Origin of the sequence: Pontibacter rugosus, from assembly GCF_042678745.1 — a bacterium.
Lineage (GTDB): Bacteria > Bacteroidota > Bacteroidia > Cytophagales > Hymenobacteraceae > Pontibacter > Pontibacter rugosus.
On record NZ_JBHTLD010000037.1, the window covers coordinates 1 to 26,978 of the forward strand.

The 26,978-nt window shown below is 46.4% G+C and carries 27 protein-coding genes; 9 read left to right on the plus strand and 18 right to left on the minus strand.

All coding sequences use genetic code 11. The features are described from left to right. The first annotated feature begins 161 nt into the window (after positions 1-161). A complete protein-coding gene (locus tag ACFQ2O_RS06175) occupies positions 162-890 on the plus strand; it encodes a hypothetical protein (RefSeq protein WP_377524072.1) in 729 nt (242 codons plus the stop codon). Here ACFQ2O_RS06175 and ACFQ2O_RS06180 read toward each other — a convergent pair. Further along, a complete protein-coding gene (locus ACFQ2O_RS06180) occupies positions 874-2,145 on the minus strand; it encodes a cation:proton antiporter (RefSeq protein WP_377524076.1) in 1,272 nt (423 codons plus the stop codon). The two genes, ACFQ2O_RS06175 and ACFQ2O_RS06180, sit on opposite strands and share 17 nt — an antisense overlap. A 103-nt stretch (positions 2,146-2,248) precedes the next feature. On the opposite strand from ACFQ2O_RS06180, the gene ACFQ2O_RS06185 reads away from it, so the two are divergent. Then, positions 2,249-4,309, plus strand: a complete 2,061-nt coding sequence (locus ACFQ2O_RS06185; RefSeq protein ID WP_377524079.1) for a ComEA family DNA-binding protein — start codon at positions 2,249-2,251, stop codon at positions 4,307-4,309. A gap of 46 nt (positions 4,310-4,355) precedes the next feature. Here the strand turns inward: ACFQ2O_RS06185 and sigZ are convergent, their stop codons facing one another. The 9 genes from sigZ to ACFQ2O_RS06230 all read right to left on the minus strand — a co-directional run bounded on the left by sigZ (position 4,356) and on the right by ACFQ2O_RS06230 (position 13,646). Further along, positions 4,356-4,967 (minus strand): RNA polymerase sigma factor SigZ, encoded by a 612-nt coding sequence (gene sigZ / locus ACFQ2O_RS06190; RefSeq protein ID WP_377524082.1) that lies wholly within the window; start codon positions 4,965-4,967, stop codon positions 4,356-4,358. Positions 4,968-4,969: 2 nt separating this feature from the next. After that, a complete protein-coding gene (locus tag ACFQ2O_RS06195; RefSeq protein ID WP_377524085.1) occupies positions 4,970-5,485 on the minus strand; it encodes a GNAT family N-acetyltransferase in 516 nt (171 codons plus the stop codon). A 95-nt stretch (positions 5,486-5,580) separates the two neighbouring features. Beyond that, positions 5,581-5,973 carry an ArsI/CadI family heavy metal resistance metalloenzyme gene (locus tag ACFQ2O_RS06200; protein WP_377524088.1) on the minus strand — a complete coding sequence of 131 codons (393 nt, stop codon included), beginning with the start codon at positions 5,971-5,973 and terminating at the stop codon, positions 5,581-5,583. Positions 5,974-6,140: 167 nt separating this feature from the next. Beyond that, positions 6,141-8,063 carry a DUF3857 domain-containing protein gene (locus tag ACFQ2O_RS06205; protein WP_377524091.1) on the minus strand — a complete coding sequence of 641 codons (1,923 nt, stop codon included), beginning with the start codon at positions 8,061-8,063 and terminating at the stop codon, positions 6,141-6,143. Between the two features lie 32 nt (positions 8,064-8,095). Continuing rightward, on the minus strand, positions 8,096-10,075 hold the full coding sequence (locus tag ACFQ2O_RS06210) for a DUF3857 domain-containing protein (RefSeq protein ID WP_377524094.1): 1,980 nt from the start codon (positions 10,073-10,075) through the stop codon (positions 8,096-8,098). Positions 10,076-10,791: 716 nt separating this feature from the next. After that, positions 10,792-11,160 carry a hypothetical protein gene (locus ACFQ2O_RS06215; RefSeq protein ID WP_377524097.1) on the minus strand — a complete coding sequence of 123 codons (369 nt, stop codon included), beginning with the start codon at positions 11,158-11,160 and terminating at the stop codon, positions 10,792-10,794. Between the two features lie 187 nt (positions 11,161-11,347). Continuing rightward, positions 11,348-12,142 carry a TIGR03915 family putative DNA repair protein gene (locus ACFQ2O_RS06220; protein ID WP_377524100.1) on the minus strand — a complete coding sequence of 265 codons (795 nt, stop codon included), beginning with the start codon at positions 12,140-12,142 and terminating at the stop codon, positions 11,348-11,350. Positions 12,143-12,146: 4 nt separating this feature from the next. Further along, positions 12,147-12,278 carry a hypothetical protein gene (locus ACFQ2O_RS06225; RefSeq protein WP_377524103.1) on the minus strand — a complete coding sequence of 44 codons (132 nt, stop codon included), beginning with the start codon at positions 12,276-12,278 and terminating at the stop codon, positions 12,147-12,149. A 102-nt stretch (positions 12,279-12,380) separates the two neighbouring features. After that, on the minus strand, positions 12,381-13,646 hold the full coding sequence (locus ACFQ2O_RS06230) for a putative DNA modification/repair radical SAM protein (RefSeq protein WP_377524106.1): 1,266 nt from the start codon (positions 13,644-13,646) through the stop codon (positions 12,381-12,383). A 321-nt stretch (positions 13,647-13,967) separates the two neighbouring features. Here ACFQ2O_RS06230 and ACFQ2O_RS06235 point away from each other — a divergent pair, with 321 nt between their 5' ends. After that, positions 13,968-15,791 (plus strand): hypothetical protein, encoded by a 1,824-nt coding sequence (locus tag ACFQ2O_RS06235; RefSeq protein WP_377524109.1) that lies wholly within the window; start codon positions 13,968-13,970, stop codon positions 15,789-15,791. Between the two features lie 71 nt (positions 15,792-15,862). Further along, positions 15,863-16,471 carry a Dps family protein gene (locus ACFQ2O_RS06240; RefSeq protein WP_377524111.1) on the plus strand — a complete coding sequence of 203 codons (609 nt, stop codon included), beginning with the start codon at positions 15,863-15,865 and terminating at the stop codon, positions 16,469-16,471. Between the two features lie 59 nt (positions 16,472-16,530). Here ACFQ2O_RS06240 and ACFQ2O_RS06245 read toward each other — a convergent pair whose 3' ends face one another. Next, entirely contained in the window at positions 16,531-17,016 is a 486-nt protein-coding gene (locus ACFQ2O_RS06245) for a hypothetical protein (protein WP_377524114.1), read from the minus strand. Between the two features lie 238 nt (positions 17,017-17,254). On the opposite strand from ACFQ2O_RS06245, the gene ACFQ2O_RS06250 reads away from it, so the two are divergent. From ACFQ2O_RS06250 to ACFQ2O_RS06270, 5 genes are all read left to right on the plus strand, one after another. Next, the gene (locus ACFQ2O_RS06250) at positions 17,255-18,133 is read left to right on the plus strand and encodes a CvfB family protein (RefSeq protein ID WP_377524117.1); all 879 of its coding nucleotides are present in this window, start codon (positions 17,255-17,257) and stop codon (positions 18,131-18,133) included. 87 nt (positions 18,134-18,220) lie between these two features. After that, positions 18,221-20,749, plus strand: coding sequence for a DUF5916 domain-containing protein (locus ACFQ2O_RS06255; protein WP_377524121.1), 2,529 nt, complete (start codon positions 18,221-18,223; stop codon positions 20,747-20,749). 12 nt (positions 20,750-20,761) lie between these two features. Further along, entirely contained in the window at positions 20,762-21,433 is a 672-nt protein-coding gene (locus ACFQ2O_RS06260; protein WP_377524124.1) for an oxidoreductase, read from the plus strand. 31 nt (positions 21,434-21,464) lie between these two features. Further along, entirely contained in the window at positions 21,465-22,247 is a 783-nt protein-coding gene (locus ACFQ2O_RS06265; RefSeq protein ID WP_377524127.1) for an SAM-dependent methyltransferase, read from the plus strand. A gap of 103 nt (positions 22,248-22,350) precedes the next feature. Next, complete coding sequence (locus ACFQ2O_RS06270; RefSeq protein WP_377524130.1) at positions 22,351-22,842, plus strand: hypothetical protein; 492 nt, start codon at positions 22,351-22,353, stop codon at positions 22,840-22,842. A gap of 254 nt (positions 22,843-23,096) precedes the next feature. Here ACFQ2O_RS06270 and ACFQ2O_RS06275 read toward each other — a convergent pair whose 3' ends face one another. The 7 genes from ACFQ2O_RS06275 to ACFQ2O_RS06305 form a co-directional block, all read right to left on the minus strand. Then, positions 23,097-23,309: a CPBP family glutamic-type intramembrane protease gene (locus ACFQ2O_RS06275; protein WP_377524151.1), complete on the minus strand. Its 213-nt coding sequence runs from the start codon at positions 23,307-23,309 to the stop codon at positions 23,097-23,099. Between the two features lie 125 nt (positions 23,310-23,434). Further along, positions 23,435-23,569: a hypothetical protein gene (locus tag ACFQ2O_RS06280; RefSeq protein WP_377524133.1), complete on the minus strand. Its 135-nt coding sequence runs from the start codon at positions 23,567-23,569 to the stop codon at positions 23,435-23,437. Positions 23,570-23,596: 27 nt separating this feature from the next. Continuing rightward, positions 23,597-23,794, minus strand: a complete 198-nt coding sequence (locus ACFQ2O_RS06285) for a hypothetical protein (protein WP_377524137.1) — start codon at positions 23,792-23,794, stop codon at positions 23,597-23,599. Positions 23,795-23,804: 10 nt separating this feature from the next. Continuing rightward, positions 23,805-24,302 carry a hypothetical protein gene (locus ACFQ2O_RS06290; protein WP_377524139.1) on the minus strand — a complete coding sequence of 166 codons (498 nt, stop codon included), beginning with the start codon at positions 24,300-24,302 and terminating at the stop codon, positions 23,805-23,807. Positions 24,303-24,595: 293 nt separating this feature from the next. Beyond that, positions 24,596-25,537 (minus strand): succinylglutamate desuccinylase/aspartoacylase family protein, encoded by a 942-nt coding sequence (locus ACFQ2O_RS06295; RefSeq protein ID WP_377524142.1) that lies wholly within the window; start codon positions 25,535-25,537, stop codon positions 24,596-24,598. Position 25,538: 1 nt separating this feature from the next. After that, positions 25,539-26,441, minus strand: coding sequence for a 30S ribosomal protein S6--L-glutamate ligase (gene rimK / locus ACFQ2O_RS06300; RefSeq protein ID WP_377524145.1), 903 nt, complete (start codon positions 26,439-26,441; stop codon positions 25,539-25,541). A 9-nt stretch (positions 26,442-26,450) separates the two neighbouring features. Beyond that, positions 26,451-26,933, minus strand: coding sequence for an ATP-dependent zinc protease family protein (locus tag ACFQ2O_RS06305; protein WP_377524148.1), 483 nt, complete (start codon positions 26,931-26,933; stop codon positions 26,451-26,453). Positions 26,934-26,978 lie beyond the last annotated feature (45 nt).

Here is a 26,978-nt window from a genome sequence, read left to right on the forward strand (position 1 = left end):
TTTCGTAAAAACATAGATATTCAACTATTTATGTTCAAGTATACTTTATAGCTCTGGAAAACAAACTTTACTACATTTTAACAGCTCTTGCTGTAACACTTACCTATACTACACCCACACAAGCCCAGCAACTGAGCAACTTCGGAGCACGGGCGGCAGGTATGGGTGGTGCGGCTGTTACGTTACAGGATGTGTGGGCGCTTAGCAATAACACGGCTGGAATTACAGCGCTGGAGCAGCCAACAGCAGGTGTGTATGTAGAGAACAGGTTTGGTATAGAAGCTTTTACCACAGTAGCCTTACAGGCCGTTTACCCCACTGCCAGGTATGGCACCTATGGCCTTAGTTTCAGCAGATTCGGTGATGAGTTGTTTAGCCAGCAGCATGCTGGTGTAGGTGTAGCGCACAAGTTAGGACAGTTTAGTCTTGGAGCAAAAGCCGATGTATGGCAGGTATCAGCGGAAGGGTATGGAAGCCAGAAAGCAGTGGCGTTGTCAGTGGGCGGACTAGGTGAGATAATTCCGGATTTATACTTTGGCGCCTTTGCGTATAACCTGAACCAGGCAAAGCTGGCCTCTTTTGAAGACGAACGTTTGCCTACCATCATGAAAGCCGGTCTATCCTACCAGTTTACAACCAAACTACTGCTTGCCGTAGAAACAGAGAAAAGCATAGATTACGACGCTGACTTTAAAGCGGGTGTAGCATATCAGGTACTGAAGGAGAAGTTTATACTTAGAACCGGCTTTAGCACCCTTACCAGCAGGTTAACATTTGGAGCTGGTTTTCAGGCAAGGCAGCTGCAGGTTGATTATGCCTTCGGCTCCACCTCACTGCTGGGCAACAGCCATCACCTTGCAGTTGCCTATGCCTTTAATGTGCGTCAGTAGGGTTTAGCTGCGTTAAACTTCTGTTCGATATCCGCCTGATAAAAGGCTCTATGGTTAAGCCCTGCACTACCAACGACAGCAGCACAACCGTATAAGTAATAGCTACAATTTCGTTTCGGAACATCTCTGGTGTAAGCGAGAGCGCCAGGGCAATAGATATACCTCCGCGCAAGCCTCCCCACGTCATGATAGAAAGCGCGCCGGGTGCAAAAGTACGATGCAAGCCTAAGGTGTAACTCGGTACTGCCAAAGCAAAATAGCGCACTGCCAGCACTATGCCTGTTGTAATAAGGCCGGTTACAGCATACTCCCACTTAAACTCCACTACCATCAACTCCAAACCGATCAGCACAAACAACACGGCGTTGAAAATCTCATCCACCATCTCCCAGAACTTGGTCAGGTAATCGGCGGTTTGCTTGCTCATGGCAAACTGCGTGCCCTGGTTACCGATCAGCAGGCCGGCGGCCACCATGGCTAATGGTCCGGAGAAATGGAATATTTGGGCAAGGCTATAACCACCCATCACCACGGCTAAAGAGATAAGTACTTCGGTCTGGTAATGGTCAATGCGCTTCATAAACTGGTAGGCAATATAGCCGATCAGCAGCCCCAGCCCGATGCCGCCTCCTACTTCTTTCAAGAACAACTCTGCTATAAAAGAACCTTCAACGTTTTCCAGCCCCCTTTGCGCCACCTGAAAAATAGAAATAAAAATCACCACGCCTACGCCATCGTTAAACAGCGATTCTCCGGTTATACTTACCTCTAAGGATTTGGGGATGTTGGCTCTCTTGAGGATACCGAGCACAGCAATAGGGTCGGTTGGAGAGATGAGGGCGCCAAACAGCAGGCAGTAAATATAATCTATCGGGTAGTTTAACAGCTGCAGCAGGTAATAAAACAGCGTACCCGTAACGGCGGTGGATATCAGCACACCCACTGTGGCAAAGATCATGATGGGCCACTTGCTTTCCCGGAGCTTCTCCAGGTCAGTGTGCAGGGCACCGGCAAACAACAGGAAACTGAGCAGGAACTCCAGCAGAAACTCTGAGAAGTCTAGCTGTAGCAGGCGCTCCTCCACCATAGTCTCAAACTCAGGCGACACAGCACCGAGCCCCTGCACCACCAACGACAGCAGCAAACCTGCCAACAGCAGCCCTATCGAGCCAGGCAGTTTTATATATTTTTTATTGATGTATGCAAAGAGAGCCGATATGGCAAGTATGGCTGAAAATAAGTGAAAAAGCTCCATGTGTTAGATTTTGTTCAACCTTAAGGTCTTGATTAAGTATGAAAATATATAGGTGAACATATTTCCTGACTGTATGGTACGAAGGTTACTCCTGTGTTGGTTCATGTTATTCCCCTTGCTGCCGCTTTGCGCCCAGGATTACCCGCGCCAGAACATCGACCTTGACCTGCTGGTGCAGGAGCTTTTTGCCGAGCAGGACGATGAAAACGTGTCTTACGAAGACCTGTATGAAACACTTTTCCAGTACTACCAGCGCCCCATTGACCTCAACCGCACCACACCCGAAGAACTGGCATCGCTTTACCTGCTCTCACGCCCACAGATTGTCTCATTTTTTGACTACGTACAGGAAAACGGAGAGCTTCTCAGCATTTATGAGTTACAGGCTATACCTGGCTTTGATAGGCTCACGATAAACCAACTACTGCCGTTTGTGCGGGTACAGGACGCAGGCTTACAAGCAGACACGCGGCCACTGTGGCAACGCGTGATCGGGGAAGATAACAATGCGCTTATACTTCGGTATGAGCGAACGCTGCAGCAACGCAGAGGCTACACCGCCATAGATACGAACAGTCGCTCCCGTTCCCGCTATCTTGGCTCGCCAGAAAAGCTCTACCTGCGTTACCGCATCAGCCATGCCCGCGACTATAGCTTTGGCATTACAGCCGAGAAAGATGCTGGAGAGCAGTTTACCTGGAGCCCCAGCACCCGCCGCTACGGCTTTGATTACTATACCATGCACCTGCAGCTCTACAACAAGGGCCGCTTTAAAACCATTGCATTGGGTGATTACCAGCTTCAGATTGGCCAGGGACTGCTGCTCTCTTCCGGTTACAGCGTAGGCAAGGGCAGCGAAACCATCACCACCGTCAGCAGACCCAACTTGGGCATCCGCCCTTACAACTCTGTGCTGGAGTATGCCTTTCTGAGAGGAGGAGCCGTAACTTATGATGCCGGCAAGATTGACATCACTGCTTTTTACTCCAACAAACTGGTAGATGCAAACTTACAAGCTCAGCTGGACACTCTTTTAACTGAAACGCAATTCTTCAGCGGTATTCAGACTACGGGCTTCCACCGCACGCCTACCGAGCTGGCTAATAAAGATCAGGTGCGGGAACAGGTATACGGCACTAGCCTCCAGTATCAGTCAGACAACAGAACCTTACAAGCTGGCATCACGGCACTGGCGAGCAACTACAGTTCTCCGCTTCGAAAAGCGGGAGCACCTTACCAGCGTTTCGAGTTTAGCGGCACTGAAAACTATAACATAGGCACTAACTACAGCTATACCTGGCAGAATGTATACTTGTTTGGCGAAACGGCTGTGAGCAAAAGCGGAGGCCTAGGCACCGTAAACGGCCTGATTGCAAACCTTTCGAACAGGGTGGAGATGTCGATGCTGTACCGCTATTATGCCCGCAACTTTCATACATTTTACGGCAGCGCTTTTGGCGAGGGCACCCGTAACATAAATGAGCAGGGATTTTATACCGGCATCAAAATAAAACCGCTGCCCAAGTGGGAGATCACCGCCTACTACGATAGGTTCAAGTTTCCGTGGCTGCGCTACCTGGTGGATGCACCTTCGCGGGGAGATGAATACCTGGTACGCCTATACTTTAAACCTAACCGGCAGAGCAGCCTCTATGCCCAGATGCGCTACGAAAGCAAGGGCCGCAACTTAACAGGAAATACAACAGCCATGGACTATGTGGCACAGGCAGAGCGGCGAAATTATCTTTTATACTTTGAGACCTCTCCCACTAAAACGCTTAACCTAAAGTCGAGGGTGCAGTTTAGCACGTACGAGCAGGAGTCGCCACAGCAGACAGGCTACCTTATTGCGCAGGACATCAACTTTACATTCAATAAACTAAGGCTCAGCACCCGTTATGCCCTTTTCGATACCGACAGTTATGATACCCGCCAATATGCCTATGAGCGAGACGTGCTTTATGCTTTCTCTATTCCGGCGCTCAGCGGGAAAGGAACACGTATGTACGCTTTGCTGCAGCTACGCCCCTTCCGTGATTTTGATCTTTGGGTAAAGTATGGCATTACCCATTACCGTAACCAAAGCACCATTGGTACAGGACTGGAAACAATTGAAGGCCCCAGAAGATCGGATGTGAAGGTGCAGGCAAGGTATAAGTTTTAGACTTGCTATTGCTGCCTTTCAGCTTGCTCAGGATAGGGCTTTATACTTATTGCTTATGAGCTAATAGCGGGATACAGGTATCTTTCACCTCAGCACTGAGCACCTGTCCATCTCTGCTCAGTTCTAAATGGCAGCACTCGGCAAACAGCTGCTTTAGCTTTTCACGGCCACGTTGCACTCGGGATTTAGCTCCTGAATATGAGACACCTAAGTGGTTCGCTATTTCTTTCTGGCTCAGCCCCTCCAACTCACTCAGCCGTAGCGCTTCGGCATACGCTTCTGGCAGTAAGTTGATCAAAGGTGCTACCAAGGCCTCTACCTCGTGGCGGGCTTGGTCAGTCAATTCCTCCGGCTCTGGCCACTCTACATCCAGGTTTATACATTGTGTGCGGCTGTTCTCCCTGAAAAAATCATACACAGCGTTGCGGGTGATCTGGTAAAGCCATGCCTTCAGGTTTTGCACCTCCTGCAGTTGCTCGCAGCTTTTATAGAGCTTTAGGTACAGTTGCTGCAGAATTTCATTGGCTTCGTCTTCGTCCTTAACCCGCTTCTGTACAAAGCCTTTTAGCTGCGCCTCATATGCCAGAAACACAGGCGCAACTGCTCCACAAGTTTCCTGTTGCACTAATTCTCCATTCGTTTTACAGCACTTCTCCATACTTACAAGCCTACTGTTGTGCTTCTTCTTTCCATGAGGCAGGTGTCGCGCCATTGGCCATGCAGCTGCCCCAAGCGCTCACGCACACCCACCACTCTGAAACCACACTGCTCATGCAGTTTTATACTTGCTACGTTCTCTACCAATATGCCTGCCTGCAGCGTCCAGATACCAGCTTCTTCTGATGCCTGCACAAGCGCTTGCAGCAGCAGTTTGCCTATGCCTTTGCCTTTAAAATCGGGATGGATGTAAACGCTATCCTCTGCCACGCCACGGTACACGCACCTGCCGGAAACAGGTGTTAACGCAGCCCAGCCAGCAACACGGGCATCTTCAGTAAGGGCTACAAAGCGACAGGTTACCATGTGCTTCTGGTCCCACTCCTCCCAGTCTGGCGCTTTTGTCTCGAAGGTGGCGTTGTTTGTGGCGATGCCTAATTGGTAAATTTCCTTTATCTGCGGGTAGTGCTCAGGCAGCATCTCCGATACCATAACTGAGCGTTGTGTTGCGATTTCCATAGTTGTTGCGAGAAGTATAAATATAAGCTACTGAGCTAAATAAATACTACACGCTCCGTAGCTTTCTTTTAGATGGTTTCGGCTGTTGCAGGGCATCATGCTGTGGCTGTATCTTCTCCATAAACGGTAGCTTCTCCGAATGTATAAAACGCTTCCCACTCTAAACCTTGTGGGTCTGCAATCCACGATTTCTCTGATTTGGCGTAGCAGCAGGTGCATTTCCCCTCTTCGCGGATAGTGCCTTTAGCCTGCTTTAGCCGCGCATATACTTCCATAAGTTCTTCAGCATTTTCGGCCTGAATGCCTAAGTGTTCTATACCCACAAGCTCAGGGTGCAGCGAGATGGCAAAGTTTACGCGCGGATCTTCCAGCATCCATTTGGCATAGTCAGGCTTCAGAACTGTTGGCGCTGTGCCAAACAAGGCAGTATAAAAAGCGGTAGACTCTTGCAGGTTCTTTACGCTTACGTTTACGTGAAATCTTTTCATGGCTCGTGTTTAGTTTGTGTGAATATTTTTTACACCCTGATGACGGAGCCACCCCGGAAAAGACGCAGCTTTTCCAGAAAATTTCTGAACTATTGAAAAATGAAAAACCTCCAGAACAGAATTGGCTTTCCTGCTCTGGAGGTTTATACTGTCTGCTGCGTTTACCTTTACGGCACGTTCTTCACAAACACTGCCTGTTCGGCATCAGCCTTAATCACATTGTTAAAGAACTCTACCAATTTAGCGTAATCATCCGGCTTAAACCTGCCCTTGTGCATTTGCATAGTGCGTATGTATGTTACCCGCTGTCCGTCTACTTTTACAGCTGCCTTATACTCTCCGAAAGGTGATTTATGCGACACCTCACGTGGCAGGTATTCAACAGCATATCCAACTGGCACTTCAATTTCCACCGTGTCCACATCCAAAAAAGCTGATTTACGCACTACATCTGTCAGGCGCTGCTCTTTCTGGTGTGGGGCATACGTCCATTTGCTCATCAGATTCGGGGAAACGAACATGCGTTTTCCGCTCATGGTAGCGCACTTGGTAAGGCTAAGCTCCAGATTTTCCGTTATACTTGGTACCCGATCCTTCTTCTGCACAAAGTCGTACTTGCTTATCTCGAACGGTGGAGCCTTTACCTGCTCATACAGCCATTTCCGCTGCTCTTCCGGCTTCAGGTAATGTACCACACCGTCCCGGGTTTCCTGCTGCGATCCGGTATAGAGGGTACTTACGCTTGCCACACCGCTTCCTTTCTCATCCAGCTTCACTTTTATACTTCTGATCTGCTTGTTATCAGTTGCTTTGTAGATGGTGGTTTTAACAAGTTTGCCCCCCTCCGGTGTGATGAGTAGTGCATGTCGGTCGCCGGTATTGGTGCCGTTATATCCCGCCGCTTCTGTTTGGCTCGTACACTCCAGCCACATCGTATCCTGTGGCATAGGTACACAAAGTATAACGTGGTTAAACTGGCTGCTCGGGAAATCAGTTTTGATATCAGCCACATCATCTCCCGCTTTGATAAGGGCATAAATAGAGTTTACACCAACAGCCTGAAGCATGGCTTTAGTATAATTTGTGAGTGCCTTGCAGTCGCCGTAGCCTTTAGTATCCACAAAGTTAGCCTCAAAAGGTTGCCACCCGCCAATGCCCAACTGAATAGACACATAGCGTGTTTTGCCTTGCAGGTAATCATACACCAGTCTTACCTTTTCTTCGGGATCTTTAGCATTGGCTGTTAATTGCTTCAGCTTTTGCACTGTTTCCTGTGGCAGCACATCACGCCCTTGGTTCAGCTTATTTTGCCAGATACCAAGGTCTTTCCAAGTAGCCATGCTTCCCTTGTAGCCATCAACTTCAAACTCCGTCGGGGCTGTGAGTACTTGTGGCACCAGCTCTTCAAAACTTGGGCCATAAGGCTCCGTCTCTACTGGCTTCAGGTTCTTTACTTCCCACAGGTATCGCTCCTGTGGGCCTGTGTTACTAACTTCTGCCTTCTTTAGCAGATTGCTCTCCAGGTATCTCAGTTTCATACCTGTTGGCATTAGCACCTCAAACGTAGCTTTCTCCACAGACAGGTTCTCCTGGTCCTGCGGCCGCCAACGCGGGTAAAACATCATGTTCCTGCTAGTCACTTCATACTCAAACTCTACTGTATAGGGATAGATGTTATACTCCAGGTTAGCAATCTTCAGGCGGTTATCTTCAAACAACGAGAAGTCGTTCATGTAACTCACATCTTTCAGGTCGCTGTTCTTAAGTGATTTTATCTTTTTACCTACTTTGTCGAAGGACGTGCCTTTAACATAATTTACCTTGCTCAATTTATCGTAAGGCACATACAGCTTAGCCCGGTTGTTACCGTTCTCGTTCAGGATCGTAATCGTTGTTTTAAAACGGGTGGTGCCGCTACTGAGCGAGTGCACTGTAAAAACAGTCTCTTCAGACCGAATAACAATGTTTGCTTCTTTGGCTAATTCGCTAAACGTAACTTCTCCCTCGCTGGCAGTGGCTACCAGTGGAAATAACACTATAAACAGGCAAACCCACGTTAGGTCAAGTATAAATTTCGCTGTGTTTTTCATCTTGGAACGCTGATTTAGAGATACATCAAAACTTAGTTTGCAGCAATCTTCTTGATGACAATCTGCTCTGCCTGTTTGGTAATTATCTGGTTAAAGAACTCTTTCAAGTAAGCATACTCCGGCGCATAAAACACAGGCTTATTGATGTTAATCTTGCTCATTATCTGTATAGAGTTTCCTTCGTGCTGCACCATATACATAAAGCGGCCGCCATTTTCCGGTAGGTTTACGGCAATGCTTTTAGGGGCCTCTTCTACCTGATATCCCTCAGGTATGGTAAAGTTGCAGATGTATGTTTCATCTATCGGCATTCCGAAGTCCACCGGGTAAACACGCTCTGTTAGCTTAAACGGGTTCTCATCTTCCCCCTGTCCAAGCATCGGATTAAGGTAAATGATGTCGTTGCTGCGCCCACTCCCACTAATGCTGATATCATAGGTAATATCCAGGGCATCAGTCAGTTTATCTAAGTTATTGATAGTGGTTTTAGACATTTTAAAGTCCCCTACTTCTTTTGTCAGGCGCTCTTTATACTTGCTCTCCCCTTCATCCAGAATAGTTCTTCTCAGGCTAAGCGCACGATACCCGCCAGCTGACTCACGGCCGCTACCCACAATCTCGCCTTGCTCGTTTATGGTGAGCACCGCATTAAAGAGTTTGGTGGAATTTGTAACAGGCTCAAGGCTCACCCAGCGCTGGTCATCTTTCTTTATCAGGCGTCCTTGCCCGTTCAGGCAGCGAGCAGGCAGCATGCCTACCGTTACCAAAGGATCTGTTGCATCTAACAAATACTCTTTGTCGCCAATTTTAACTAAAGCAATAACATAATTAAACTTGCTGAGCATGGCCGACATGTGTGTGTTTACACGCCCATGGCTACGTGTACTCACTAATACAGGGGCGGCATCCAGGCCTGCTTCCAGCAACATAGAAGTAAGCAGCAGGTTTATATCGGCTGAATTCCCCTTGCGTTCATCCCACGCCTTACGGATCGTGGTGTTCGTGTATACCCGCTCCTGGTCATTCCATTTCATCCGGTCTTTTACCAAATCAAAAATGGCTACCATCTGCTCCTTTGGCTCTTTATGCTTCCCTTGTATGGCAGCCAATTCTGTCTTGAAGAAGCCGCTGCGATTTAATTGTGTGCCAAAATGCTCTGCCATGAGCAGGTCTTTGGTTACACTGCTCCAATCGCCTGTCATAATTCGGGTGCCTTGGCCAGGAACCTGCACACTCTGCAATTCAAATTCAATTTTGGATTGATAATCCCGCAAGGTGGTAATGTATTTTTCTTCTTTCAGCGCCGGCACATCTTTCATTACCCATACATAGGCATTGTTTTTCATGTCAGGCGTAACATTTGCACCTGTAGCGACTTCTGTCTGGTTTTCGCTTTTGTATAGGCCCAGGTAACCCTGCATCTGAAATTTGTAATTTAAGTACTCAGGTATGCGTGCACGGTATTCACTCCAGACAGTTGGGATGTTGTTCTGAAACTCCCAGTCTCGCAGGTTATAGACAAAGTCTGATGTGATTGTATAAGCCACATCGATCACAGAACCTTCCTTTACGTTAGGCATTGTAAATTTCTTGGCAAACCAGTTCTCGGTATTCTGTTCTTCGAATACACTTTTACTTTCCAGTTTGTCTTTTACAATTTTGCCGCCTTCCAAGTTAAAAGTATAGCCTTTTATACTTGAAACTCTTTCTTTATCAGAGCCTTTTATAAAGTATGGAACAACAAAATCGGCCCATTTATAAGCTGATTTCTTAAATATTTTGATCCTGATGTGGCGTTCAAATACCACTTTTGTCTCTCCTATGTACTCGAATCGGGTAAAGCCGTAGTCTGATAGAATAACAGCGTCGGCAGCAGCATCTTTATCATACGCGCTCATCTTGAGTTCCTCTTCAGTCACTTTGCCAAATTTTGCATCTTGGGCAGATGCAGGAATTACGATGGTGACTAAAAACGCTGCTAAAGCTAATAGAGTAGTAAAATTTGTTTTCATAACGAATATAGTAAGTATTTGTATACTAGTATCTGAGGCGCTTAATCAAACCAGAATTATGCATTGCATAGGTGCGTCTGCCATTCTTCTTTATTTTTGATTATTTAAAGAAACTAATCTATTTTCATATATTCAAAATATTGTATAAATATTCCGTAAAAAAAACACACGCTACTACTTCGTTACTTCTATTGTTACCGGCTTGGGATACATGCAACTCTACACAGAGGCAGGATAGCCGGCCGCTGTTGCAGAAACACAATAAATTTTGATGGAGATGCCGAATAATTATTTGGCACTAGATTTTAGGCTATACCTGGGGAAGGCACTTTATAAGTTTTAAAGCTGCAAGACAGGATGTTGTTCTACTCTAGGGGTTGCTATATAGATATTTGCTTAGAGCTTGTTTACATTTCGTTTTTGCAAGCGAAAGCTGAATGGTAAGGGTTCTGGCAAAGCGGTTTTAGAGTTTTAAAGCAGCGCTATGGGGCGAGTAAAGCGTGAAGCCAGGTTCCTTTACACGCTTTTGCAGCGCAAAGGATGAATTTTAAACATGCTCTTAGCCTGATCGGCTTTGAAGCAAGCTTTAACCTTTACATTTGCAAACAAAAACGCTCTGGAGCTTGGCGTTTGGCAAGGAAAAGCAATACTAAAAAAAGGCGTGGCGGTAGAGTAAATGCTCTACCGCCACGCCTTTTTACTTCCCCGTCTAAAAGTTATAGATAGGATGTAAAGTTATTTTTGTCGGACCAGAATTCTCGGCAAGCTTCCCGCTGCTCTTCTACAAATTTAGCATCCTTTTTGAGTTCTTTCCAGTTACCGTAGCCCAGGCGCTCACACATTCTGAAAAAGCTATCGCCTTGATTTTTTTGTCCTTTGATTCTGACAAGAGCGCTCAGCAGGGGGCGGCCCTCTTTATATTCTTTTTCTGAAATTTCATCTATTACATCTGCTAATAGAGATTTTTCATGAGTATTCTCCAGGTTCAGGCCAAGCTCGGCCTCATAAATCAGATTCTGGAAGGACATCAGATGTGCTCTGCCGCGAGCTACTTGAATGAGTTTCTTTCGTACGCGTGTATTCATAATGAAAATTTAGGGGTTGCGCAGGCAAGACCTTATCAAGTGCTTCGTCACCTTTTAAGACCATTTCTGCATTACTATAAAAGCAATATATATACCTATTAACGTATAAAAGCAGGAAAAGGTTGCGCAACGAGTACAATTTTATCCACGTTTTAGTGCAATAGAAATCTGGATGTAGTGCTAGAAATCAAGTAGGTAACTGGCGAGGCTGCTTCTCTGATAAGTATTTCCAATAGCGGCGTGGTATGTGGCGGAGGTGCAGTTTAGGGTTCTTGCGCTCTGGTATGTTTACATGATCAAAGTATACTTGCCACAGTTGCTGATACTTGTCTTCTTCCTGGTGCTTATGCACATCAGCCAGAGCAGCATGTCTTTGCTGCGGCGACAGCTCCAGATTAACAAAGGAGACAGTCTTTAAGTCATAATAGGCACCATAGTTCCGTTTGGTGTCATAAATAGCCCAACGCTGATCAGCATAGCGCTTCTCAAAATGTTTTATAATTAGCGGTAGCACATTAAAGTCAGGAGAAATGGTAGCGTAGAATAAGTCATCGGCTGCTTTCTGAAACCGCACAAACGCTTCCATCCGGTGCTTTTCACGATGCACCTGCTTAGCCGCCTGCTGTACTTGTAAAACACACGGAGCAGCAAAATTATCTTCTATGCTTATCTTCGACTCAAAAACGAGTTTAATATAGTCGAATATTAATTGCTCAAACTTAGGCTGCTCCCATAAGTAGGTATGATACAGTGCCTGCTGCGCACTTCTACTTAGCTTTTTTTGCAAGCCCTGCCATACACGGGCGGCTTTACCCTCATCCGTTACAACGGCTATGGTATCACCAAACATACTTGGTTGTGCCAGGTGCTCCTGCTCTATGGCTGTGGGCCAGGCCTTTCTGTCAAAAGCCTCAAACACAACTGTCAGCAGCCCCTCAAATGAGCCGTCGTAAGTATAAAAGTGCATTTGCGCTGGCTGCATCTGATTATTTTACAGCAGCTCGTGCTTTATCTGCAGGTTCAGCTTTGGTGCGTGTAGACAGGCTTTGCAACTGGGGCACCAGCATGTTTAGCTTGCAGTATAACGATACACGGGCAACTTTCTGATTCTGTCTCATTACAGTTACTTTTTTGGGTTGGATTATTGATTTAGGAGTATAATTCTGTATACTGGATTTCTTTTTCCTGTTCTTCATCTACTTTGCTCCCCCTCTGGTTTATTAACCTGCCTGGCTAAACAGATCCAGCTGCTGTGTCAGCAAGGCGCTTCGCACAGACCCGTCGCCAAACAGTATTTTTCTGCGTATTACCTGCGAATCGAAATCCTGGCGTTGCAGGCTTTTAGTATGGCAGGTGATAAAGTATTTCGCTCTTTTCAACACAACGCCCATCTGTTTTAGGTGCTCGAAGTGTAGTGGCGTAAAACGACGTGCAGACACAATCTTCTGCGCGCTTTTCACCCCAATGCCAGGCACCCGCAGTATCATCTCATAGTCTGCCGTATTCATCTCAACCGGAAAAGCATGCCGGTTTCGTAGAGCCCAACCAAGCTTCGGGTCGATATCCAGGTCGAGGTGCGGCTGCTGCTCGTCTACAATTTCTTTTGCATCAAATCCATAGAAACGCATCAGCCAGTCGGCCTGGTAAATGCGGTTCTCCCGAATAATGGGCGGCTCTGCTATAATCGGTAAGCGTTGATCACTGCTGATGGGCACATAGCCGGAGTAATACACGCGCTTCAAACTAAAATCCTGGTACAGCTGGCTGGACAGTTGCAATATCTGGAAATCGTTTTCGGCAGATGCCCCTACTATCAGCTGCGTACTCTGGCCAGCCGGAGCAAAAGCAGGTGCCGACTTAAACAGCTTCTGCTCCTCTTTTGCCTGCACCAGCTGCTGCTTTATACTGCCCATTGGCTCCAGCACCTCCTTGTAGTTTTTCTCCGGAGCCAGCTGCTGAAGGCTCATTTCTGAGGGCAACTCAATGTTCACGCTTAACCTGTCTGCATAAAGCCCCGCCTCTTTTATCAGCTCTTCGCTTGCCCCAGGTATCGTTTTAAGGTGAATATATCCGTTAAACTTATATTCCTGTCGCAGCTTCTTTGCCACCCGCACCAGGCGCTCCATCGTATAGTCAGCATTTTTGAATATGCCGGAGCTTAGAAACAAGCCCTCGATGTAGTTGCGCCTGTAAAAGTTAATGGTTAAGTCCACCACTTCCTGCACCGTGAAAGCTGCTCGCTTCACATCATTGCTTTTGCGGGTAACACAATAGGCACAGTCAAATATGCAATGGTTTGTGAGGAGTATTTTTAAAAGCGATACGCAGCGGCCATCTTCTGTATAGCTATGGCAAATACCCATACCCTCCGCATTGCCAAGGCCTTTGTTGTCATTCTTGCGCTTTCCACCGCTGGAAGAGCAGGAAACATCATACTTGGCAGCATCTGCTAATATTTTTAGTTTGCCTATTACTTTATCATCCATACGTCTGATTCTCGGTAGCTTTGATGTGTTAAAGATACGATAACCAGTAAATTAATACCAACTATTTTAGCATTAATTTATCCACAAGGTTATCTACACATGTTAATAAGCTAAATTAATTAGCAACATCCTTGATAGCTATTCCTGCTTAATTATGATCTTAGGCATGATGCTTGCCACTTTATAGTTACTGAATATCATTTCTGGAATCAGAAAGCGTTATATTAGGAGGCTAATTCAGAGCCTGATTGCTACGCACCTATTTTTATGCCTTACTTACACCCACTGTCTTTGCGTTTACCACTGCTATGCCTGCTGTGCATGCTGTTGGCGAGCGTGGGGGTGTGCCAGGCGCAGGTACAATCTGATTCTACCCAAGTTGACTCTGTGAAACAGTCGTTTGATGCCAGCATTATTGCTAACTTAAAGCAGATGTCGGAGCGGAAAACAATTGTTGGGAAGGTACTGAAGGCTTTACTCGATTTTGACCCTGTGAACGAGGAGGCATATGGCCAGAATGCAGAGCTCATTCATAAAGAGTATGAGAAGCACAACTATAAAGTTGTCCGCCGTATTGACATCATGACGCTGGATGCCTTTGGCTACTCTATCAACGACACCTCTAAAGCACCCGATAATTTTTTCAAGAAGGCAGGAAACGTACTGCACGTAAAAACCGGGCGCGGCGAAGTTCGCAACAAGCTCCTGTTTCGTAAAAACGAACCGCTTAAGCCACTAGACCTGATCGAATCTGAACGCTTGCTGCGCCAGACAAAGCACATTCTGGATGCACGCATCATCGTTAATGAAGAAACAACAACCAATGACAGTGTAGACATATTCGTTTTAACGAAAGACATTTTCAGCTTAGGCGGATCGGGTTCCTATTCTTTATCGTCTGGTAAAGGTCGCGTTTCCTTGCGAGAGCTTAATTTTCTGGGACAGGCCCACCAGGTGCAGGGCACTTATAAGTTTAACCTGGACCGCCCACGCCCCTGGGAAGTAGCTGGGTTTTATACGGTAGAAAACATTGGCCGCACCTATGTTACTGCAGACGTTGCCTATGTAAACGAAAACTACTATAAAGAAAAAAGCCTTGCTCTTTCGCGTACCTTCTTCTCTACTAACACCAAATACGCCGGCGCTGTAAAAGCCAGCTGGATAGAAGACCGGTTTCAGCTCCCCAATACCCCGGGCGACACAACCTTAGTTTATGGAGACATAGGCTATACCCGACAGGATGTGTGGCTGGGTCGCGCCTTGCAACCTAAAAGCTATAACCTTGGCTATGAGTCTAGAGGCAGAATTATATTAGGGGCTCGCGTTATAAACACCAACTACAAAACCACTCCCACTGACAATTTCCAGGATAATACCCTCATGCTGGGCAGTGTGGGCTACAGCATCCGAAAGTATTACAAAGACCGCTACATTTTTGGTTTTGGCCGAACAGAAGATATTCCGGTAGGCACGCTTTTCTCTATTACAGGTGGTTATCAGGAGGGCGATATCTGGGACCGCACTTACCTAGGCACTTCCTTGTCGGTGGCTAAGTATGGCAGCCACTTTGGGTACCTTTTTGGCAGGGCAGGCTACGGCACCTACATCCGCGACGACCGCTGGGAACAAGGAGTACTGGACCTGGAGGGGCTATACATCAGTAAGCTTTCGGAATGGGGCAACTGGAAGCTGCGCCACTACCTGCTAGGCCGTGGCACCATCGGTATAAACCGCTATCCCGAAGAGTTGCTGTTTATTAACGACGAAAGTGGCATTAGAGGCTTTCGCTCTGATATAGTGCGTGGAACGCGCCGGGTGTCGGTTAATTACGAAGCAAACCTGTACACACCGCTCTCGCTACTGGGCTTCCGCCTGGCTACGTTTATTTTTGCTGATGCCGCCTGGCTCTCTACCGGCAACAAGAGCTCCCCTTTCAGAGATAAACCTTATCGCAGTTATGGCATAGGCTTCAGGCTTCGCAATGAATTTTTATCTTTCAGCACCATCCAGTTTACACTAGGCTATTACCCGCAGCTCCCTCTAAACACTAACATGCAAGACTTTAAGCTGTTTAAGTCTTCTTCGCAATATTACGACTTCCGTGATTTCCAGTTTACGCGCCCTGGTGTGGCTGAATTTTATTGATGATCTCGTATCCTTTTGGCTTGAATAAGGGTTTAATGGTAGAGAAACTAAAATAGCCTATAACCCATACTATGGAAAAAGTAAGAGAAATAAACGAATACGAAGGAAACCCGGTAGGATTAACAAAAGAAACAGCCACTGCTATCGCTAAAGAGCTGGACCGCCACCTGGCTTCGTTCATTGTACTATACCATCAATACCACAAGCACCACTGGCTGGTAGAAGGCCCTCAGTTCCGTGATTTGCACCTGTTCTTTGAAGAGCATTACACAGAGATACACGAGCAATACGATGCTATTGCCGAGCGCTTGACTGTAATGGGATACTGCCCAACCTGCCACCCGGCCAATCAGCTTAAAATTGCCTATTTAGAGCATGAGGAAGAAGGCGAATTCCGCATCCGCGAAATGCTGAAAAAGGACATGGAGGATGAAAAAAACATTGCCGTGGAACTGCGCAAATCAATCAAAGTAGCGCTGAAGCAGGAAGATTTTGCAACTAAATCGCTTTTGGAAGGCATTCTGCTAAAAACAGAAGACCGCTGCCACCACATAGAGCACTTCTTAGGGGAAGATGGCCTGAGCATTGGCCTGCTTCATAAGCCTGCTGACATTATGGAAGACGGCGAAGCAGAAGAATCTAAATCATCCAGCAAGGGTAAGAAAAAACAAAAGGCATAGCCTTACCTCCTAAAGCATCAAAAAAAGGCAACCATAACCGGTTGCCTTTTTTTAATGCTTTAGTCTGCTATTTGGCCACGGAATCTGCCATCTGTGAAATTTATACTTTCTATGCTGCTCTCCGGGTTACTGCGCACTTTCCTGAGGGCCAGATCGAAGCTTCCTTCTATAACACCCTCTGTTTTGCCGTCTGCTATAATCTTCAAGGTGCCAACAGTATTTTTGGCTAGCTTGTACTCGCTTGTTAGCACGTCTCCGCCAACAGTAGTGTAATAGTATCCCTGTTTTGGGTGCAGCGCATAAGTGCCGGTTCCGTTATACTTAATTTTCATTACAAGCACTTCATCATTGGGTTTATTAGCAACGCCCAAAATCCATAGCGTGTCATTATCTAACCGCAGTTCAGGCTGGCCCAACCAGGAAGCCGTATTTTTATCAGCCATGATGTAACTTTCCGGCATCTCCGGACAAACCACTGTTTCATCATCACAGGAAAATGCACCTAAGGTAAGTATACTTGCCAAGGCAGCTGTTACTCTCTTCATAGCTAAATATGTTTATTTCTAACTAGAGCATGTTTAAATTTGGTTTTTGCAAGCGAAAGCTGAATGGAAAGGGTTCTGGCAATTTGCAGCGCAAAGGATGAATTTTAAACATGCTCTTACCAGGATTGATCCAGATTATACTCAAAGCGTTGCATTTAATCTACTATATTTAGTGAAAATAATGTATATATCATTTCTGCTTTCACTCACGCCTCCTTTTTATTAGATTTGTAAAGACGTGCACCCACCGCACCAATCACATATTAATCACGATACAATGGTAGATTTAGGCAATTATAACGAGTTAGAAATAGCCCGTGAAGTAGACTTTGGCGTTTACTTTACCTCAGAAGACGGAGACATACTTATGCCGGGCAAATACGTACCCGAAGATGCCCGTGTAGGCGACAGGTTACGCGTGTTTGTGTACCGCGACTCCGAAGACCGTATTATTGCCACTACCCTGGAGCCTTATGCCACTGTAAGAGAATTCGCCTGCCTTACCTGTACCGACGAGACACCTTTTGGTGCTTTTCTGGATTGGGGACTGGAAAAAGACCTGCTGGTTCCGCTTAACAACCAGAAAAACAAAATGCAGGTAGGCCGCAAATACTGCGTATACCTCTACCTGGACGAAACAACCGACCGTGTGGTGGCTACCTCAAAACTGGGCAAATACCTGGCAAATGATGATATACAGCTTACCGAAGGCGAAGAAGTACAGTTACTTATAGCCAATCCTACAGATATCGGCATCAAAGTTATCATCAACAATACCTATATCGGCATTCTGTATAAGAACGAGGTTTTTAAAGACCTGCGTATGGGTGATAAGACAACAGGCTATATCAAAGCTATTCGCCCGGATAACAAAATTGATGTAACACTGCGTAAACCAGGTGCTACCTTAGTGGGGGAAAAAGATGACGCTGCTGAGAGAATTCTGCGCTTGCTGGAGCAAGGCAGCGGCTGGATGCCTCTTTCTGATAGCAGCTCGCCGGAAGACATTTACCAGACGCTCTCGATGAGCAAGAAAAACTTTAAGCGAGCAATCGGGAGCTTGTACAAAGCCGGTAAAATAGACCTCCAGCCTGATAGCATCCGACTCAAAAAGTAGTACTCAGCCCACAACACCGAAACACAACCTGTACGACCTATCTTACCTTAAATTTTTCTGCACGCTTACCGTGTGCGGCTACTGCATATGTTTACCAAACTCCTGCCTTTACTTTTAATTCTTACAATTTGCACCACACCAGCTAGTGCCAGCGGCCAAGACGACACCGAAGCAGAAAAGAATAAACGTAACAAAACCTTGAAAGCGGAGCGCACACTGGCCGCCCCCGTGCTAGATGGACATTTGGAGCCGGAAGTATGGCAACAGGTTACGCCTGCCACCAATTTCTTCCGATACGACCCACTGAACGGCAAGCCGTCTTCTCAGAAATCAGAGGTATACATGCTGTACGACAACGATGCTGTATACTTTGGCGCCATACTTTATGACTCTGCTCCTGACTCTGTGCTTACCCAGCTGGGGCAGCGCGACTCTGGCGAGAATAACTCGGATATGTTTGGCGTGTACCTTGATACGTACAACGACAAACAAAATGCCTTTGCCTTTCTGGTGTCAGCGGCCGGGGTGCAAACAGACATTAAATACTCGCAGGGGCGGGAAGACTGGAACTGGGATGCCGTGTGGGAGAGCAGCGTACGCACCCACGACCGCGGCTGGACTGTAGAAATGCGCATCCCTTATGGAGCTATTCGTTTTCCGAAAGCAGAAATACAGAACTGGGGTTTGAACTACATGCGGGTTATTCGCCGCGACCGCGAAAAATCGTATTGGAGCCATGTAGATAACTCTGTAAGTGGATTAATAAACCAGGAAGGCCGCGCCATAGGCATAGATGGCATTGAGTCGCCGGTGAGGCTGCAATTCATGCCTTATGTATCCGGCTATGTAAATCACTACCCAAACAAAGGAGAGAACAAAAATCAGAAGGATTTCTCAAAATCTATTAACGGCGGCATGGATGTAAAGTATGGCATTAACGATGCTTTTACATTGGATGTAACCTTGATCCCTGACTTTGGACAGACACAGTCAGATAACCAGATACTAAACCTGGGGCCTTTTGAGGTAAAGTATAGCGAGAACCGCCAGTTTTTCACAGAAGGCACAGAGCTATTTAATAAAGCTGGCCTCTTCTACTCCCGCCGCATCGGAGCCACACCTGTAGGGCGAGGCACGGTAGAAGATCAGCTGATTGGCCGGGAGGCCGTTGTTAGCAACCCAAGAGAGACACAATTGCTGAATGCCGCTAAGGTATCCGGCAGAACCCGACGGGGTTTGGGCATTGGCATTTTCAATGCATTTACGGGTAACTCATACGCTACTGTACAGGACTCTACTACTGGCGTAAGCCGTAAAATCCTGACCGATCCGATTTCGAACTACAACGTGTTTGTGCTCGACCAGACCTTGCCACGCAACTCATACCTTACCTTTACCAACACCAACGTTACCCGCACCAGAGGCTTCTATGATGCCAATGTAACCGGCCTGCGCATGCGTTTTGCTGATAAGCAAAATATGTTTGCCCTGACCACCGGAGGCAACCTGAGCCAGCTTTATGGCAAAGACACAGACAACGACCTGCAAACTAACGACGGCACCACACTCGGGCATCAGTATTTTGTAAACCTGAGCAAAATAAGTGGCAACCTGCAGTATGGCATCGACCATAACGTTGAGTCAAACACGTACGACATCAACGACCTGGGCTTTATCAGCAATAACAATGAGATGAGCACCGGAGCTTATATCAAGTATAGCTTTTACCAACCTGTATGGAAATTCCTGTCGTGGAGCAACAGCCTGAATGTTAACCATAATATGCTGTATGCCCCTGCTGAATTTAGCAGCCTTAGCTTCAGCGGCGGCACCAATGTGCGTTTTCGCAACTTTACCAGCGCCTGGTTAAATGTGGGCGTTCGTCCCGGCGATCAGCACGATTACTTTGAAGCACGCTCGTTTCCGCAGGTTTTTCTTCGCCCACCCGCCTACGACTCAAACATTGGCATCAGCACAGACTACCGCAAACGCATTGCCCTAGATGCCTCTACTGGCTTTTGGCGCTCGCACCGCTATGACCAGAACAGCTGGTGGCTGGATTTCTCGCCACGCTTTCGTGTGAACGATAAGTTCTCTATCGTGAATGGCAATAACTTTGAAAAAGAGATCCGTAACATTGGGTTTGCGAAAGAATATAAGGACAAAGAACAACAAGCACATATACTGTTCGGTGATCGCACCATTACTACCGTCAGCACAACGATCAGCAGTGCCTATATCTTTAACGAACGCTCAGGCCTGACGCTGAACATGCGCCACTACTGGTCGCGGGCAGCTTATAAAGACTTTTTTGAGCTGACAAAAAAGGGCCTGCTCCAGCAGCTTACGCAAGAGCAAAATGCTTATACTACTGATATAGAAAATATTAACTACAACACCTTTACCATGGATTTGGTGTACAGCTGGCGCTTTGCCCCCGGCAGTGAGTTGCGTGTCGTTTGGAAAAACTTTATTGAAGATAAATCTGACCAAATTCAGAACCGCTACTTCGATAATATGTCGAATACCTTATCTGTGCCGCAGAACAACAATTTCTCGGTTAAACTTTTATACTTTATAGACTATATTTCGCTTAAAAACGTACTTTCTGCGTAAGCTAAAGCACTTATGCAAAAAGTACGAACTGCACTAATAGCCGGAGCCAGTGGGCTTGTGGGTGGGCACTTGCTCCGCCTGCTGCTCAAGAGCGAGCGCTATAGCCAGGTCACCTCTATAGGTCGACGTGAGCTACCCCTTATACACCCCAAGCTAGACCAGCAGGTAATAGACTTTGATCACCTGAAGAACTTTGCCTCTGAGTTGGCTGTAGATGATGTTTTCTGCTGCTTAGGCACCACTATTAAGCAAGCCGGCTCTAAAGATGCTTTTTATAAAGTAGACCATACGTATGTAGTACAGCTGGCGGAATACGCATCTAAAAAAGGCGTGTCGCAGTTTTCTGTTATCTCTGCTATGAGTGCAGATGCCAGCTCTCTTATCTTTTATAACAAAGTGAAGGGCGAGATGGAGCAGGATGTAAAACGATACCCTTTTAACGCAGTGCATATTTTCCGGCCTTCGTTGCTGCTCGGCGAGCGCGAGGAGCAGCGCAACGGCGAAGAATTTGCTTCGAAGCTAATGAAGCCGCTCAGCAAGCTGATGGTAGGCCCGCTGGATAAGTATAAACCAATTGAAGCTGAGACAGTAGCCAACGCCATGCTGGAAGCCGCCAAAGCCGAAAGGCCGGGCGTGCATACCTATGTATCAAACGAAATAGCTGTTTTGGGTACTGCACAATAGTACCTCACCCCTAGCAATGCAAGTATAACGTATGGCAAAGCAATCCCTAAAACACGTTTTTCCGAAAGCGCTACACTACGACCCGGACTGGGTGCGCAAGCACTCGATGGGAGAGAATGTGCTCTTTAACCTTGAGAGCCTCACCAAATCACTTAACCTGAAGCCGGGCATGCGCGTGCTGGATCTTGGCTGCGGCAAGGCCATCAGTTCTATTTTTCTGGCCAAGGAGTTCGGAGTTACAGTATATGCCGTAGATGAGGCTGTTTCGGCAAGTGATAATTTCCAACGTATTTGCAGCCAAGGCTGTGAGGAGAAAGTTATCCCATTAGAAGCAGATGCCCGCGCTTTGCCTTTTGCAGAAGAGTTTTTTGATGCCGTGATCGTGGTAGACTCCTATACTTACTTCGGCACCGATGAGAAGTACCTGCCCTACATCGCCCGCTTTATTAAACCGGAAGGCTGTTTAGCCATTGTGGATGTTTGCTTTACCCAAGAGATTGAGTCCTTAGAAGAGGTTCCGGAGTTCTTGCGCGAAGACTATCAACGCTATTGGTACTTTATACATACCATAGCCTGGTGGCAAAAACTTTGGGAGAAAACGGGGCTGGTGCAGATAGAAGCAGCCGAAGAACTGGCAGAAGCTGATTTGGTGAGAAAGCATTACATCGAAGATTTTGAGGAGAAAGGGAAACCTGACCCGTTTGCCAAAGCCCTGCAGCTTGACGAGGAAGGTTTTATCTCCTTCTTCAAACTGATTGGCCGCCGCACAAGCCAAAGCGCCTACCTGCAAAACTATAAGCCAAAAAGCAAATAGGACGCTCCTTTCACACAATATTCGCGGAACACTACGTTAGAAGTTGTAATTTTGCAGCCATGGCAGCTAGAGTAGCTGCTTGATTTTAAACTTTACAACAAACATGAAAATCTTTACTAAACTCACGTTTGCGCTGGCATTTATACTTTGTGCAGCCACAGGTGCACAAGCTCAAAGCGGCTATTCTACTGGTATTGGTTTAAGAGGAGGTATTGCCTCTGGCCTTACGGTGAAGCACTTTATTCAGAGCGATGCAGCCATTGAGGGTATCCTGAGCACGGGTTTCAAGTACAGAGGTACTGTCATCACAGTTTTATACGAGAAGCATGCGCAGGCATTTAACACCAGCGGCCTGCAATGGTATTACGGCTTGGGCGGCCACATCGGCTTCTGGGACGGCCACGATTACTACGACCGCGGCCACAGGCATTACGGTGATAACGTAGTTGGCTTAGGCGTGGACGGTATATTGGGCTTAGAATACTACATCCGCGACATTCCTTTTACCATTGGCGCTGACGTAAAGCCATACTTTAACATACCTCGCGGCGGCGGCTTCTGGGATACGGCGCTGCACGTGCGGTATGTGTTTTAGTGTTGAGACAAAAGCGTATATACAAGAAGGGCCTGCTAAGTATAGCAGGCCCTTCTTGCTTGTAGTTCAATTTCTAGTGAGTCGTATTATACAAAAACTCCCCTACTGCTTCGCCGGCAAAGTACATAAACAGGATGATGGCTATAGAAACCAGAACTGGCCGTGCTAGCATTTTGACTTTAAGTTTATAATGTTCAGCTGTTTTCATTTTATAGAATAAGAGTTAATGCCTTAATGTAGCTATTTTCTAGTCTTCAATTAAGTCTGTTATGTAGTAAGGTAAACATATTAATGCAGGCATGCGCCACATACACAATCCAAAAAGAAGATTGATTTTTCCTTTTGAACACTAAGTATAATACAGCAAGTAAAACTCCTGGAACAAGCATAAACATAATATATGTATTGCTGGAGGAGTGGACAAGGGCAAAAGTTAACGTAGAAATGGCAAGGCTGATAAACTCAATACCCTTTTAAAGTAATTGATAGTTTCTATAATGAGATACTGAAACAACAGCGTTTCGACCAAAGGGCCAACAAGCACAGCAACAACAAACAGCATCACTGGAGATAAATCTTCCAGGCCAGAGGTTTATACTTCTTCATCCAGAAAGTACTTTATCACGTTAACCGATAGCACGTTGTAAAGTATAGCAATAACAACAAAGCTTATTAATAACTTCCACCACGTAACTTTGGCTAACCGACCTAATAGCTGTTCTAGCATAAAGTAAATGTTGTTGAAGACACAATATCAAGGAAATTCCTGATACTGCTCCTCCGCCAACTTATAAGCACTATTAAAATCTGAGGAAATGGTAATTGAGTTAATTAATTCTTCAAGTCCTTCCTTGCCTACTTTCTTCAGCCACCTGTTCACCTCATACTTAGAGGTGGCATACTTATACCAACCTAACGTATCTTGCTTGTAGAAATCCGATAAGTTCTCCATAGAAGCTAACTTAGGTGCTTTGCGGCCTTTGTCTGTGTGCTTCAGGTAATCTGAAGTGGAGTAGCCTTTTCTGTAGTCTAACTGCATGGCAAGCCCCTTCATCAAACCATACAGGTAGCTTGTAGGTCACAATTATCCATTTAAACTGCTTAATTCTATCAAAAAGAGCCACATGAGCCAGTTCGTGACTCACAATGTCAACATTAAGCCCTGTTCGGTTTATCACGATGTGGCAGCTGAAGATGGTAAAGATAGATTCTGCATGAGTACCTTTTACCATGATGTATTTTTTTGCCATTTTAGGAGAACTGCAGTAAATGATTTTGGGCAGTGCCACCGGTTCTTGCCAGAACTTCTCGTTGCGTAATTTAGCCTGCTGCACGACGAGTATAAGGCTGTCCGCCGTTTTCTGATCCAGGTCAGGGGCTACAAAGATGTTTGGCTGCACTTCCTTCAGATCAGCGTACGCAGCAAATGCGCCATTTATATAAGCTCTATTAAAAGCCACAAATGAAACCAGGCTAAGTAAGCATAGGCACAATAATGTTAATGTATACCTAAACCACTTCTGTTTCCGTTGCATCCATCAATTGCAGTATAAGTTCAAGTATAAAGCTATCTAGTGTCGCTACCTTCTCTAAATAGTTTTCCTGTTTTACAAAATAATAAAACCCTGTAAGCCTTGGCTATTGAATGGCCATTTACAAGCGCAAGAGGTATAAGTATACTTCTATTTTCACATATAAACAAAAGAGCAGGTTGCCGATAAGCAACCTGCTCTTTTGTTTATATGTGAAAAATCTAAAACGAAATATGCAGCAGCGCATCACCTTGGTTAACTACTGGCATGTTGTTCAAGCCAATGACGTAACCACCAGATGGGGCGTTTAGGCGCACCTCCATTTCTCCATAAGGGTCTGTGATGCTGCCAATATGCTGGTTCTTTTTTATAGGCTCCCCTAGCTTTACATAGCTACGCCATAAGCCAGCGTTTTTCGCCCGCAACCACACATCCTTCGTGCAGATAATCGAGTGCTCTGTAGGGGCTGGGCAAGCAGCCATCATACCTAAGTGGTGCAATACACGACAGGTGCCTTCAATGCCCAGGTTAATGCCTTTCTCATCAAACCGAAGGCTCTCCCCTGTCTCATACACAAGTATGGATTTACCTGTTTTGGCTGCCTCTTTGCGCAGCGAGCCTTGCCGAAATGGAGAGTTAAGTATAAATGGAGCGGCAAAGGCCTGCGCCATCACTTGGTTTTGGCCATGGTCCAGCATGCAGCGTATCTGTGGGTAATTGCTTCGGCTGGAGCCGCCTGTGTGGAAATCAATTCCAAAGTCAACATAGGGCATCACCTCTTTCATAAAGCGGTGCGCCACTCTGCTGGCCAGTGAGCCATCTCGGTTACCCGGAAAACTGCGGTTTACATCTTTGCCATCCGGCACCTCCCTCGAAAAGTTTAGGAAGCCATAGATGTTAAGTACGGGTACAGCTATGATAGTACCTTTTAGCGGATACAGCATCTTTTTAGCCAGCATGCGCCGCACAATTTCAATACCGTTTACCTCGTCTCCGTGCATGCCAGCCATCAGCAATACCACCGGGCCATCATGTACTGACCTGAAAACATAAACAGGTATTTCTATAACAGTACCGCTGGGCAATTTACTGATAGAAATTTTGGTAAGCACCTTCTCCCCACGGTCTATAGTTTTGCCGTTTATAACAATGGTTTCTGGCATATTACTCCTGAATGCGTTTTTTTGGGCGCTTTACAGCCAACCCTTCCATGTACTCTATTATTTTGCTTGCGATATCTTTCTGAGTAGCCTTTTCTATCCCTTCTAAGCCGGGAGAAGAGTTAACTTCCAGAATCAGCGGTCCGCGCTTGGATTGCAGCATATCAACCCCGGCAATACCTAAACCTAACGATTTAGCGGCCAACAGGGCTGCGGCTTTTTCCTGACGGGTAAGTTTGATAAGCGCTGCTTTGCCTCCACGATGCAGGTTAGAACGGAACTCCCCTTCTTTGCCCTGGCGTTTCATGGCTCCTACCACTTCTCCGTTTACAATAAAGGCTCTTATATCGGCACCGCCAGCTTCTGAGATAAACTCCTGCACAATAATACGCGCTTTCAGGTTATGAAACGCCTCAATAACTGACTCCGCCGCTTTGCGTGTTTCTGCCAACACCACCCCTAAACCTTGTGTGCCTTCCAGCAGCTTAATTACCAGCGGAGCGCCGCCAACCTCTTTTACAAGTCCGGACGTCTCTTTTGAATAGTTAGTAAAAGCAGTCTTTGGCATACCTAATCCGGCACGGCCCAGTATCTGCAACGAGCGCAACTTATCTCTGGAGCGCACGATAGCCTGAGAGTCTACGGCGCTTTTCACCTTCATCATCTCAAATTGCCGCACCACGGCTGTTCCATAAAATGTAACAGAGGCACCTATACGCGGAATAACCGCATCCACATCTGTGAGGCGCTCACCTTTATAAAGTATGTGTGGGTCGCCCTGCTCAATGATCAGGTCGCAACGCAAATGGTCTAGTACGATAGCTTCATGCCCCCGTTGCTCTGCGGCCTCTACCAGTCGGCGGGTAGAGTAAAGGCGTGGGTTGCGGGAGAGAATAGCAATTTTCATAAATGCTTTTTATTTCTGTTTATGTTTTATCTTATACTTGTGCGCCAGGTTCTTTCTGGCAACATCTACCGTGAAACGGCCTTTCAAAAGTTTGCGCCCCAGCAACACCGGGTACTTCATGTCGCTGCGGTCTGAGAGCGAGAACTCTTCCTCTATCTCTTCATCAAACAACTTTATCTTTGTACGGATAATGTAACGCTCCTGCTTCTCCCCGATCGAGCTTTTTATCTCACGAAGATCATACTCACTGAACTCCAGCTTCTTATGGTTATACTGTGGGTGCGAAGGGTCTAACAGGTCCAGGCAAATAACTTTGGTGCCATCAGGTCTAATCTCTTCGTGTATGTCTGAGCAGTGTATAGCCGAAGTATAAGCGCCTGTATCTACTTTAGCCTCTATCTCTTCTATATCCAGTTCCGGGAAAGAGACCAGTTCACGCCGCCCAATCGGCAATTTCTCAGGTTTCGGCTTGTTATAGTTTTCATCTTTCATCAGTGGCGAAGATAGATTTTTAATTATGAATTACGAACGGGTTGC